Annotated in this window: 13 protein-coding genes; 7 read left to right on the top strand and 6 right to left on the bottom strand. The window is 62.0% G+C overall.

Annotated features, from left to right (window positions below):
- The first annotated feature begins 153 nt into the window (after positions 1-153).
- Positions 154-549, top strand: coding sequence for an XRE family transcriptional regulator (locus tag AC0969_RS16905; protein ID WP_479625326.1), 396 nt, complete (start codon positions 154-156; stop codon positions 547-549).
- Positions 536-1,849: a type II toxin-antitoxin system HipA family toxin gene (locus tag AC0969_RS16900; RefSeq protein WP_479625325.1), complete on the top strand. Its 1,314-nt coding sequence runs from the start codon at positions 536-538 to the stop codon at positions 1,847-1,849. Before AC0969_RS16905 ends, AC0969_RS16900 begins: the two co-directional genes overlap by 14 nt.
- Before the next feature lie 90 nt (positions 1,850-1,939).
- Here the strand turns inward: AC0969_RS16900 and AC0969_RS16895 are convergent, their stop codons facing one another.
- The 4 genes from AC0969_RS16895 to AC0969_RS16880 form a co-directional block, all read right to left on the bottom strand.
- Positions 1,940-3,073 (bottom strand): branched-chain amino acid ABC transporter substrate-binding protein, encoded by a 1,134-nt coding sequence (locus tag AC0969_RS16895; RefSeq protein ID WP_479625324.1) that lies wholly within the window; start codon positions 3,071-3,073, stop codon positions 1,940-1,942.
- A gap of 168 nt (positions 3,074-3,241) precedes the next feature.
- Positions 3,242-3,562, bottom strand: a complete 321-nt coding sequence (locus AC0969_RS16890) for a hypothetical protein (protein WP_479625323.1) — start codon at positions 3,560-3,562, stop codon at positions 3,242-3,244.
- Positions 3,559-3,993, bottom strand: a complete 435-nt coding sequence (locus AC0969_RS16885; protein ID WP_479625322.1) for a DNA polymerase III subunit chi — start codon at positions 3,991-3,993, stop codon at positions 3,559-3,561. The genes AC0969_RS16890 and AC0969_RS16885 overlap by 4 nt, the downstream gene beginning before the upstream one ends.
- A 16-nt stretch (positions 3,994-4,009) precedes the next feature.
- Positions 4,010-5,539, bottom strand: a complete 1,530-nt coding sequence (locus tag AC0969_RS16880; RefSeq protein WP_479625321.1) for a leucyl aminopeptidase — start codon at positions 5,537-5,539, stop codon at positions 4,010-4,012.
- Positions 5,540-5,612: 73 nt separating this feature from the next.
- Here AC0969_RS16880 and lptF point away from each other — a divergent pair, with 73 nt between their 5' ends.
- The 5 genes from lptF to AC0969_RS16855 are packed head-to-tail and all read left to right on the top strand — an operon-like array spanning position 5,613 to position 10,342.
- A complete protein-coding gene (lptF, locus tag AC0969_RS16875) occupies positions 5,613-6,716 on the top strand; it encodes an LPS export ABC transporter permease LptF (RefSeq protein WP_479625320.1) in 1,104 nt (367 codons plus the stop codon).
- Positions 6,713-7,828 (top strand): LPS export ABC transporter permease LptG, encoded by a 1,116-nt coding sequence (gene lptG / locus AC0969_RS16870; RefSeq protein ID WP_479625319.1) that lies wholly within the window; start codon positions 6,713-6,715, stop codon positions 7,826-7,828. The genes lptF and lptG overlap by 4 nt, the downstream gene beginning before the upstream one ends.
- Before the next feature lies 1 nt (position 7,829).
- On the top strand, positions 7,830-8,198 hold the full coding sequence (locus AC0969_RS16865) for a sirohydrochlorin chelatase (RefSeq protein ID WP_479625318.1): 369 nt from the start codon (positions 7,830-7,832) through the stop codon (positions 8,196-8,198).
- A gap of 43 nt (positions 8,199-8,241) precedes the next feature.
- On the top strand, positions 8,242-9,183 hold the full coding sequence (locus AC0969_RS16860; protein ID WP_479625317.1) for a CysB family HTH-type transcriptional regulator: 942 nt from the start codon (positions 8,242-8,244) through the stop codon (positions 9,181-9,183).
- The gene (locus tag AC0969_RS16855; RefSeq protein WP_479625316.1) at positions 9,173-10,342 is read left to right on the top strand and encodes a pyridoxal phosphate-dependent aminotransferase; all 1,170 of its coding nucleotides are present in this window, start codon (positions 9,173-9,175) and stop codon (positions 10,340-10,342) included. Before AC0969_RS16860 ends, AC0969_RS16855 begins: the two co-directional genes overlap by 11 nt.
- A 94-nt stretch (positions 10,343-10,436) precedes the next feature.
- On the opposite strand, the gene dut is transcribed toward AC0969_RS16855, so the two are convergent.
- Positions 10,437-10,883 carry a dUTP diphosphatase gene (gene dut, locus AC0969_RS16850; RefSeq protein WP_479625315.1) on the bottom strand — a complete coding sequence of 149 codons (447 nt, stop codon included), beginning with the start codon at positions 10,881-10,883 and terminating at the stop codon, positions 10,437-10,439.
- Between the two features lie 8 nt (positions 10,884-10,891).
- Positions 10,892-12,130 carry a bifunctional phosphopantothenoylcysteine decarboxylase/phosphopantothenate--cysteine ligase CoaBC gene (gene coaBC, locus AC0969_RS16845; protein WP_479625314.1) on the bottom strand — a complete coding sequence of 413 codons (1,239 nt, stop codon included), beginning with the start codon at positions 12,128-12,130 and terminating at the stop codon, positions 10,892-10,894.
- Positions 12,131-12,194: the final 64 nt, after the last annotated feature.

Here is a 12,194-nt window from a genome sequence, read left to right as displayed (position 1 = left end):
TCTTTCTCACTTTCAAAGCCTGCTTGTTGTAGGTTTTTTTTCATGGTTTGTGGTGCGGCAGCGAGCAAGCGCCCCTCTCCAGCAATCACAATACACCACTGAATGTACCGATATATAGGCACAATATAATACATTTTGTGCTAATATATCGGTATGCCTAAAGCCACCAAAGCCATCCAACAGCTGCCTCCGGCCACCTTGGGCGCCCTCCAGAAACTGGGGGCCGACCTAGCGGTGGCCCGTTTACGCCGCAAGGAATCGTTGCGCACCTGGGCAAAGCGTTTGGGCGTCACGCTCTCCACGCTCCAGCGTCTTGAAGCGGGCGACCCGACGGTGAGCATCGGCATCGTCGCAAGTGCCTTGTGGCTCATCAACCGCGATGGCGGGCTGGGCAACCTGGCCACACCGGAACATGACCAGGGCGCGATTGAGCTGAGCGTTCGAGAAGCGGTAGCACTAGGCCTTGCCCGTGCGCAGGCCTCTGCGGACGCCCGCATGCGCGCAGCACCCCCCAACAACCACCCAAAGGACGGACATGCGCCTAGATGACTTGTACCTTTGGTATCTGGGAGACCCTGCGCCTCGCTACGTGGGTGCGTTGAAGCTGGTTGCGGCTGGCAAGGGCGTTTCGCTCCACTACGCCGGAGACTGGCTGGCCCATGGGTTCGCGCTCAGCGAGGACCTGCCCCTTGTAGACAACGAGTTCTCCCCGCCCGGGCGACTGAGCGCCAACGCGCCACGCGCAGTCGGTGCGGTGGATGACGCACGCCCGGACCGCTGGGGAGAAAAAGTCATCCGGTTCGTCGATAAACCCAAGCGCATGTCGGTGATGGAGTTGCTCTATTACGCGGGTGATGACCGCTTTGGTGCGTTAGGAGTCTCCACCTCGCCCACCACCTACGCTCCCCGAAAAGGCGGTCCCCTGCCACGCTTGGCGCAAGCCCAAGCACTCAGCGAGGTTGTGGCCAAGATTGAAGCGGGCGATGCCTTGACGGCGCTCGAAGCCAAAATCATGGAAGGTGGTGGCAGCCCTTTAGGCGGCGCGAAGCCCAAGGCGCTGATCGACATCGAGGGCGAGCAGTGGGTCATCAAATTCTTCAACAACGAGTACGTTGACGCTCCGCTCATTGAGCACGCGACCATGACGCTGGCAGCCCAGGCCGGCATCTCCATCGCCCAGACCCAGGTCATTCGTCTTGTGGCGGCGAATGCCGTGGCTATTCGGCGATTCGACCGCGTGGACGGTCGGCGGATTCACAGCATCTCGGCGGGCACTGCGATCCGAGCCGCCACTCCGGCCGGTAACGAACCCGAAATGGGATATCCGCAGCTCGCCCGCATCCTGCGCAGAGTCGGTGTCAGCCAGGGCGACGCGCATCTGGCCGATGCCCAAGAGCTGTTCCGCCGAATGGTGTTCAACATCCTGATCGACAACACCGACGACCACGAAAAGAACCACGCGCTGTTGGTCGTGGACCCCACCGCCCATGGACGGCTAAGGCTGGCACCGGCGTATGACGTACTCCCCACCAACTCCGGCCAGGGCTATCAAGAGTTCATCTGCGGGGCGGACGGACAAGAGTCCACACTGGCCAACGCGATGTCCCAGTGCGATGCGTTTGGGCTTCAGCCGGCCCAGGCCGCCGCGCAGGTGGTCCAAGTCATCGGGGTGGTCAACACTTGGCGCGCGCACTTTGCATCCATCGGGGTATCGAAAAGCGACCTGGACAACCTGGCAGAACGCCTGGACGGCGACGCATTGCGGGGCCAGCGACAGACGTTTGATGCCAGCCAATACCAGGGAGCCGCGCCTAAACACAAACCGACAAGCCCATTTCGCCGGACTTGACGCGAAGGCGAGCGTGTGTCGCCATTCCGATCGGCGGCAGACGCAAAAAAGCCACCTCGCGGTGGCTTTTTTGGGGGTGCTAACTAGGGATTAGTTCAGCGCGACCTTCTTGCCGTCTTTGTAGACGGACAAGGTGATCGATGGGTTCTTCAGTTCGCCGTTGGACTCGAAGGCGATGGTGGTGGTAACGCCCTTGTAGTTGGTTTTCAACAGTTCGGGGGTGTAGACCTTGGGGTCCGTGGAGTTGGCACGCTTCATGGCATCGACCAGCACCATCGTGGCATCGTAGGTGTACGGGCTGTAGATCTGGAACTGGCCAGGGTACTTGGCGTCGTAACGCTTCTTCCACTCTACGCCGCCGGGCATCTTGGCCAGCGATGCGCCGCCTTCGGCGCAGACCACGTTTTCCAGCGTCTTGGCACCGGCTGCCAGCTTGGCAACTTCGTTGGTGCACAGGCCGTCACCGCCAAAGTACTTGACGTTGCTCATGCCAAGCTGTTCCATCTGGCGCAGCATGGGGCCGGCTTGGGGGTCCATGCCGCCAAAGAAGATGGCGTCAGGGGCCTTGGCCTTGATGGAGGTCAGGATGGCCATGAAGTCGGTGGCTTTGTCGGTGGTGAATTGTTCGTCCACCACGGCCATACCCTTGGCCAAAGCGGTTTTCTTGAACACTTCGGCAACACCTTGGCCGTAGGCGGTACGGTCGTCGATGATGGCGACTTTTTTCAGCTTCAGCGCGTCAATGGCGTAGAAGGCCAGTCCTGCACCCAACGAGTTGTCGTTGGCGATGATGCGGAAGGTGGTTTTGTAGCCTGGCTTGGTCAGGTTGGGGTTGGTAGCCGCGCCGGTAATGTGGGGGATACCGCAGTCGTTGTAGACCTTGGATGCAGGAATGGTGGTGCCCGAATTCAGGTGGCCCACTACGCCGTTGACCTTGGCATCGCACAGTTTTTGTGCGGCAGCGGTGCCTTGTTTTGGATCGGCGGCGTCGTCTTCGGCCATCAATTCAAACTTGATCTTCTTGCCACCGATCACCACGTTTTGGGTGTTCAGGTCTTCCACGGCCATGCGGGCACCGTTTTCGTTGTCTTTACCGTAGTGGGCTTGTCCGCCCGACATGGGCGCGACGTGGCCGATCTTGACGACCTGCACGTCTTGGGCAGAAGCCATGCCTGCCACCGCCGTAATGGCAGCAGCTACCGTCAATTTCAACTTCATTTGCATAAAAACTCCAATAGACAAAATGGCTGGTTAGCGTGATCGCTGTGAATGGAAAAATCCACCGCCGAACCATACCGCAATTTTTAGGCCCGAAACATAGGGAACACACGGACAACCCTTTTTGCACCCACTTTGGGCATACAAAAACTGTTTTTCAGGGGGTTTTGGGGGCTATGTCGGGCTGCGGGTGGCCAATTCGTCGGCCACCGCATCGGACACCGATTGGCGCACCACAAACTCGATTTCTTCGCGCAGGCGGGGCACCAAAGACTGGGTTTGCTGTAGCACCATCGCGGCTACGGCATCGTGCAGGCGGCGCTCTAACGACAGGTCGATGCGCTGCATCACGCGGTGGATGATTTGGTCTTCCAGGTGCTCAGTGGAGATGAAGCCCGGCGGTGTCGCGGGAGCGACAGGCACCGGTTTGGACTGCACCACTTCGGTGAGTGTGGGCACAAAACGCGGCGGCTGGCGGGGCGGGGTCGTCGTCATGCGGGGTCTTTCAGCTCTAAATCTTTGCGTTGGACCGCGTAGCCACGGCCTGCGTAATGCTTCCAGCGCTGGCGGGCCAGGATGCGGTCGTCCTCATCCAGAGTGACCACTTCGATCAACCGCTCAAAGCGCTCGAATCCGGCGGGCACCGCGTCGCCCAGTTGCAGCAAGACCTGCTGGTGCGGGGCCTCCAGCGCCGTCTCCAGCAGCAGCACGGGCGAGGCGGCCAGCAGCGTGGCGTCGGTTGTGGCCAGGGTGTGGGCCACAAAGTCGGTGCCGCTAAAGCTCCACAAGGCGGCGTCCAGCGCCTGCAACACAGGGGCCTCGGCCACCACTACCACCCGCCCGCCCTGGCGGCTGGCCTTGCGCAGCAAACGGCAGGCGTAGGCGATTTTGTCGGGCGCGTTGAAGTGGAACTCTACGTGGGTCATGTGCGGGCCGTCGGACTTACTTGGCCACCGTTTTACGGGCCGCCTTGGCGGGTACAGCGCTGGCGCGTTTAGCTACTGTTTTAGTAGCTGCCTGCGCAGGTACAACGTGCGCCAGAGGCTGATTTAGCATGTAATCTAGCAGCAAGCCCACGGGCCGCCCGGTGGCCCCCTTGGCGGCCCCGCTCTTCCAGGCGGTGCCCGCGATGTCCAGGTGGGCCCAAGGCATTTTGGCGGTGAACTTCTGCAAGAACTTTGCGGCGGTGATGGCCCCACCGGCGCGCCCGGCCACGTTGGCCATGTCGGCAAAGTTGGATTTCAGGCCTTCGCCGTATTCGTCGTCCAGCGGCAGGCGCCAGCAGGGGTCAAGCGACGATTCACCGGCAGCTTGCAGGGCAGCGGCCAGCGTGTCGTCGGCCGAAAACATGCCGCTGCGCACGTTGCCCAGGGCCACCACGCAGGCCCCGGTCAGGGTGGCGATGTCGATCACGGCGCGGGGTTTGAAGCGGGCGGCGTAGGTGAGCGCGTCGCACAGCACCAGGCGGCCTTCGGCATCGGTGTTGAGGTTTTCAATGGTCTGGCCGCTCATGCTGGTGACCACGTCGCCGGGCTTGACCGCGCCGCCGTCGGGCATGTTTTCGCAGGCCGGAATCAGGCCCACTACGTTGATAGCGGGCTTCAGGTCGGCCAGGGCGCGGAACACGCCCAGCACGCTGGCGGCACCGCACATGTCGAACTTCATTTCGTCCATTTCGGCGGCAGGCTTGATGGAGATGCCGCCGGTGTCAAAGGTGATGCCCTTGCCCACCAGCACGGTGGGGGCCACCGATTTGGCCGCGCCGTTGTAGTGCAACACGATGAAGCGCAGCGGCTCTTTGGAGCCCTGGGCCACCGACATGAACGAGCCCATGCCCAGTGCCGCAACTTCTTTGGGCCCCAGCACCTCGCACTGGATTTTGGGGAAGCGCGCCAGGGTTTTGGCGGCCGTGCCCAGCAGGGTGGGGGTGGCGTGGTTGGCCGGGCGGTTGGCCCATTCTTTGGCCAGTTCGACACCGGCCACGGTGGCCATGCCCAAAGCCAGCTCGGCCTGGGCGGCTGCCGCATCGGGTGCGCAGAGCCAGACGGTGCGCAGGGTGCGGCCTTCGGGTTTGGACTTGGTGGTGGTGTAGACGTAGGTGGCCTCGGCCACGGCTTGCACCACGGCGCGCACTGCGGGCTGGGCGGCGGCGGCAAAGCTGATCAGGATTTTGTGCAGCGCGGGGCCTTTGGCGGCGGCAACCGCTGTGGCCACCGCCTGGCGCACGTGGCGCACCGAGCCATCGCCCACGCCCACCAGCAGCACCCGCGTGGCGGCGGCAGCGGCCGGGCGGTACATCTGGAGCAGCTTGCCCGGTTTAGACTCTAAATCCCCGGACGTGCGGGCCTGTGCAATCAACTGAGACAATGCGCCCTTGCCGGGCAAAAACGCCTCGGACACCAGCACAATCAGCGCATCACATTTCTCGGCAGCGCAGGCAGCCAGATCCAACGATTTCAGTTCAAAGTTCATAAAATTTAGTGTGTTGTCTTGTGGATGGAGCCAAATCTGGCCAGTCACTTGCATAGCTTGCAATCCGCCAACGATGTTATTCCATTCTTCTATACGCAAAGAGCTGGCACGCGGTTTCGGTGCCACGCTGGTGGCGCTGGTCACCATCGTGATGACCATGATGCTGATCCGCACCCTGGGCCAGGCCGCCAAAGGCTCGGTCAACCCGTCCGAGGTGATGATGGTGCTGGGCTACACGGTGCTCGGCTACTTGCCCACCATCCTCACGCTGAGCCTGTTTGTGGCCATCGTCAGCACGCTCTCCAGGATGTACAGCGACAGCGAAATGGTGATCTGGTTTGCCAGCGGCCAGGGCTTGTTTGGCCTGCTGCGGCCGCTGTTTCGCTTTGCCTGGCCGATTTTGCTGGCCGTGGGGGCGCTGGCGCTGGTGGTGTGGCCCTGGTCCAACCAGCAGATCCAGGACATGAAAAACCGCTACGAGCAGCGTGGCGACCTGGAGCGCATTGCGCCGGGGCAGTTTCAAGAGTCGGCCAACGGCAACCGGGTGTTTTTTATCGACAAAGACTCACCCGACAAACGCAGCGGCAACAACGTGTTTATCTCGTCCCTGGAGCACGGCAAGGAAACCGTCACCTCGGCCCGCAGTGCTTCGATTGACCGCATCGACGCGCAGACGTTTTTGATTCTGCGCAACGGCCAGCGGCTGGAATCCACCGTGGGCCAGACTGACCTGAAGGTCAGCGAATTTAAAGAATACGGCACCCGCATCGGCAGCAACGCGATGGGCAACGTAGATGCCCCGACCTCGCGGGCGCGCTCCAGCCTGGAGCTGCTGCGCGAGCCCACGCCGCTGCACCTGGGCGAGCTGGCCTGGCGGCTCAGCCTGGCGCTGGCGGCGATGAATTTTGTGGTGATTGCGCTGGCCTTGTCGGGCGGCAACCCACGCTCGGGCCGGGGCGGCAATGTGCTTTTCGCGCTATTTGCCTTTGTGGTGTATTACAACTTGCTGAACCTGGGGCAGAACTGGATTGCCAATGGTGCCGTTCCGTTTGGCCGCTTCATGCTGGGCCTGCACGGCGGCGTGCTGGTGCTGGCATTGGCGTGGTTGTTGGCCCGGCATAACCATTGGACGTGGCGCAACCTGCTGCCCCGCAACCGCACCGGAGCCGCAGCATGAGGACCATCCGCCAGCTTTTGTACAAAGAAATCCTCACCGCCGTGGGCTTTGTGACGCTGGGCTTTTTGGCGCTGTTTTTCTTTTTTGACTTTGTGGACGAACTGCGCTGGGTGGGTAAAGGCGGGGCCAACGGCTACCAAGTCAGCCACGCGCTGATGGTGGTAGGGCTGATGGTGCCAGGCCATTTGTACGAATTGCTCCCCATTACCGTGCTGATCGGCACCATCTTTGTGATGGCCCGGCTGGCGCAAAGCTCGGAATACACGATTTTGCGCACCAGCGGCCTGGGCCCTTGGCGGGCCTTGCACACCTTGCTGCTGCTGGGGCTGGCGTTTGTGCTGCTGACCTTTGCGATTGGCGACTACCTGGCCCCGGTGTCGGGCCGGGCCGCGCAGCTCATCAAAGCCCGCTACCAGGGCGGCATCACCATCGGCCAGACGGGGGCCTGGCTCAAGGAAAAGCAAAACGACCATTCGTTTGCCGCCAACGTCAGCGCCCTAGGGACCCAAGGTTTGATGCAGGGTGTGCGGATTTTTGAGTTTGATGCCAACGGCCTGCTGGTGTCGCTGATGCACGCCGAATCTGCCGAAATCGCCAGCGGGGGTGCCTGGACGCTGACCAACGTAGAACGCAGCAGCTTCCACACCCAAGACACGCAAGCCACTGACACCGCCAGCGTGGAGCGTTCGCGCCTGCCCAGCTACCGCTGGCCCACCGAGATCAGCACCGAGATGGTGGCCACCGCCTTGCTCAAGCCCGACCGCATGGGCACGCTGGATTTGTTCCAGTACATCCGCCACCTCAACGCCAATGGCCAGTCGGCCCAGCGCTATGAAATCGAGTTCTGGCGCAAGGTGTTCTACCCCCTGAGCTGCCTGGTGATGGTGGTGCTGGCCCTGCCATTTGCCTACCTGCACTTTCGCGCCGGGGGCATCACCACCTACGTATTTGGTGGCGTGATGGCGGGCATCAGCTTCTTTTTGCTGAACAACGTGTTTGGCTACATCGGCAACCTGCAAAACTGGCAGCCGTGGCTGACGGCTGCTGCGCCAGGGCTGATTTATTCGTTTTTATCGCTAGCCGCATTCGGCTGGCTTGTTTTAAGGCGTTGACATGCAAAGAGCAGTGATTTTGTTTGCCCACGGGTCGCGTGATCCCCTCTGGCACCTGCCCATGCAGGCAGTGGCCGCCCAAGTGGCCGCCAACGACCCGCAGGTGCAGGTGGTGTGTGCATTTTTGGAACTGACCACGCCCGATCTGCCCACGGTTGCCGCCCAGTTAGTCGCACAGGGCGTACAGCAGATGACCGTGGTGCCTATGTTTCTGGGCGTGGGCCGGCATGTGCGCGAAGACCTGCCCGTGCTGATGGCCGGCTTGCGCCAGCAGCACCCCGGTGTGGACATCGTGTTGCAAGCAGCCGTGGGCGAAAACCCGCAACTCGTAGCCCTGCTGGCCAAAATCGCGCTAGAACCCGTTCTATAGACACATCCGGCATAATGAATTTCAATTTTTATTGAAATTTGATATGAACCTCCACCAATTTCGCTTCGTCCAGGAAGCCGCCCGGCGCGGCCTGAACCTGACCGAAGCCGCCAAAGCCCTGCACACCTCGCAGCCCGGGGTGTCCAAAGCCATCATCGAGCTGGAAGAAGAACTGGGCGTAGAAATTTTCGCCCGCCACGGCAAGCGCCTCAAACGCATCACCGAACCCGGCCAGCACGTGCTCAGCAGCATTGAAATCATCATGCGCGAAGTGGGCAACCTCAAGCGCATTGGCGAACAGTTCAGCGCGCAAGACAGCGGCACCTTGTCCATCGCCACCACCCACACCCAGGCGCGCTACGTGCTGCCGGTGCCAGTGGCCAAGCTGCGCGAGGCCTACCCTAAGGTGAATGTCAGCCTGCACCAGGGCGCGCCCGACCAGGTGGCCCGCATGCTGATCGACGAGGTGGCCGAAATCGGCATTGCCACTGAATCGCTGGCCAACTACACCGAACTGGTCACCCTGCCCTGCTACGAATGGCAGCACGTGATCGTCTTCCCGGCCAATCATCCGCTAGCAAAAAAAGAGCGCCTCACGCTGGAGGATATTGCGCTAGAGCCCATAATCACTTACCACCCGTCGTTCACCGGCCGGACCAAGATCGACCAGGCTTTTGCTGCCCGCAAGCTGGTGCCCCGCATCGCCCTGGAAGCCATCGACTCGGATGTGATCAAAACCTATGTGCGGCTGGGCCTGGGCATCGGCATCGTGGCCGAAATGGCCGTGCGTGACGACGTGAACTCGGATTTGGTGGTGCGCCCCGGCGGCATTTTGTTCGGCACCAATGTGGCCCGTGTGGCCTTCAAGCGCAGCGCCTATCTGCGCAACTTTGTCTATAAGTTTGCCGAGTTGCTGAGCGACCGGCTGGATCGCAATTTAGTCGCCCAAGCCATGAGCGGCCACGTCAACGACTATGAGCTTTGATATGAACCCACGCACCCCGGTCATCCAAACCAAACTCCCGTTAGTGGGCACCACGATCTTCACCGTGATGTCGGCGCTGGCCACCGAACACCACGCGGTGAACCTGGGCCAAGGCTTCCCCGATTTCAACTGCGACCCCGCCTTGGTGCAGGCCGTAACCGATGCCATGCAGCAGGGCCTGAACCAGTACCCGCCCATGCCCGGCATCCCGGCGCTGCGCGAGGCGGTTGCTGCAAAAATAGAAGCACTCCACGCCCGAAAATACAGCGCTGCCACCGAAATAACCATCACCGCCGGGGCCACCCAAGGCATCATCACCGCCATCCTGGCTGTTGTGCATCCCGGCGACGAGGTCATTGTGCTGGAGCCCTGCTACGACAGCTATGTGCCCAATATCGAACTGGCCGGTGGCACGGTGGTGCGGGTGCCGCTGACGCCCCACACGTTCCGCCCCGACTTCGACAAGATCGCGGCCGCCATCACGCCAAAAACCCGCGCCATCTTGGTCAACTCGCCGCACAACCCCAGCGCCACCATCTGGTCACGCGCAGACATGCTGCAACTGCAAGAGCTGCTGGAGCCCACCGAGGTGCTGCTGATCAGCGACGAGGTGTACGAGCACATGGTCTTCGACGGCCGCCAGCACGAAAGCGCGGCCCGCTACCCCGGCTTGGCGGCGCGGGCCTTCATCGTCAGCAGCTTTGGCAAGACATACCACGTCACCGGCTGGAAGGTCGGCACCGTGGCGGCCCCCGCCCCGCTGATGGCCGAGTTCCGCAAGGTGCACCAGTTCAACGTGTTTACCGTCAACACCCCCGTGCAGCACGGCCTGGCCCGCTACATGGCCAACCCCGCGCCCTATCTGGAACTGCCAGCCTTCTATAGCGCCAAACGCGACCTGTTCCGCGCCGGGCTGGCCACCACCAAATTCAAGCTACTGCCCAGCGAAGGCAGCTACTTCCAGTGCGTGGATATCTCGGATGTCAGCGACCTCAGCGAGGCCGATTTCTGCCAGTGGCTAACCAAGGAAGTCGGCGTGGCCGCCATTCCGCTGTCGGCCTTTTACGGCGATGGGTTTGACCAGCGCGTGGTGCGCTTTTGCTTTGCCAAGAAGGATGAGACGCTGCATGCCGCACTGGCACGCTTGGCCAAGCTGTAAAAAATGCTCTTATTTTTACCATCAAAAATAGGAGCATTTGGCGCAGACAATATATGCGCTAGAAGGTCTTTAGTCACATAAAAACTGCGCGTTTTTATGCTTTTCCGGTTGATCCGTAGCCGCCCTCGCCGCGCACCGAGGCGGGGAACTCGGTCACCACGTTGAACTGCACTTGCAGCACCGGCACGATGACCAGCTGGGCCAGCCGCTCCATCGGCTCGATGGTGAACGGCACGCTGCTGCGGTTCCAGGCGCTGACCATCAGCTGCCCCTGGTAGTCGCTGTCGATCAAACCCACCAGATTGCCCAACACGATGCCGTGTTTGTGGCCCAGGCCGGAGCGCGGCAGGATCATGGCGGCAAAGCCCGGGTCGGCCAAGTGGATGGCGATGCCGGTGGGCACCAGCTTCCAGGCGTTGGGGGCCAGCAGCAGGGATTCATCCAGGCAGGCGCGCAGGTCCAGGCCGGCGCTGCCGGGGGTGGCGTAGGCCGGCAGCTGGTCTGCCATGCGGGGGTCGATGATTTTGAGGTCGATGATCATGGAAAAAATTAGGCTAAGCGTTTTGCAATCTCGGCGACCAGTTGGCGCGCCAGGGTGAGTTTGGAGGCACGGGGCAGTTCGGTGGCGTTGTGCGCATCGACCAGCAGCAGCGCGTTGTCGTCTTTGCCAAAAGTGGCCGGGCCGATGTTACCCACCAGCAGCGGCACGCCTTTGCGCGCGCGCTTGGTTTGGGCATTGGCCAGCAGATCTTGGCTCTCGGCCGCAAAACCTACACAGAACAAGGCACCACTGAGAGCGCGGGCCGATTGGGCCAGCGTGGCCAGGATGTCGGTGTTTTCCACAAACTGCAGCTGGGGCGTGGCGCCAGACCCGTCTTTCTTGATTTTGTGGTCCGCCGCCACGGCGGGCCGCCAGTCGGCCACGGCGGCAGTTGCTACAAATATAGTAGCCTTCTGCGCATATGGAATAACGGCTTCAAGCATATTTTGTGCAGATTTCACATCCACACGGGCGACACCGCGCGGGGTCGGCAAGGCCACCGGCCCGGCCACCAGGGTGACCTCGGCCCCGGCCTCGCGGGCGGCGCGGGCGATGGCAAAACCCATCTTGCCGCTGCTCAGGTTGGTGATGCCGCGCACCGGGTCGATGGCTTCAAAAGTCGGCCCGGCGGTGACCAGCACGCGGTGCCCGGCCAGGGTTTTGGGCTGAAAGAAGGCGATCACGTCCTCCAGCAGCTCAGCGGGCTCCAGCATGCGGCCATCGCCGGTTTCGCCACAGGCCTGGTCGCCCGTGCCCACGCCCAAAATCACCGCGCCGTCGGCTTGCAACTGCGCCATATTGCGCTGGGTGGCGGGGTGGCTCCACATTTCGCGGTTCATGGCAGGCGCAACCAGCAGCGGCACGGTAGCGATGGGCCGGGCCAGGCACAGCAGGCTGAGCAGCTCGTCGGTGCGGCCCTGCACCAGCCGGGCGATGAAGTCGGCGCTGCACGGCGCAATCAGGACCAGATCGGCCTCGCGGCTCAGGTTGATGTGCGGCATGTTGTTAGGCTCCCGCGCATCCCACTGCGAGCCATACACGGGCCGGTTGCTCAGCGCCTGCATCGTCACCGGGGTGATGAACTGCGTGGCCGCCTCGGTCATCACCACCTGCACGGTGGCGCCTTGCTTGAGGAGCAGGCGGCACAGCTCGGCCGATTTGTAGCAGGCAATGCCGCCGGTCAGGCCCAGCACGATGTGCTTGCCCGCCAGATCGCCAGCGGCCAGGGGAGAGGTATTGGGGTTCATGGCGGGCAATGTAGCAGAGCCAGAGTGCCCATTTGTCGCCCTTATAATCTTGTTTTACCACCTC

It is taken from the genome of Rhodoferax sp. LB1P47 (assembly GCF_056521445.1).
The sequence above is the reverse complement of the archived record's forward strand: the minus strand, read 5'-3'. Positions and strand labels throughout refer to the sequence as shown.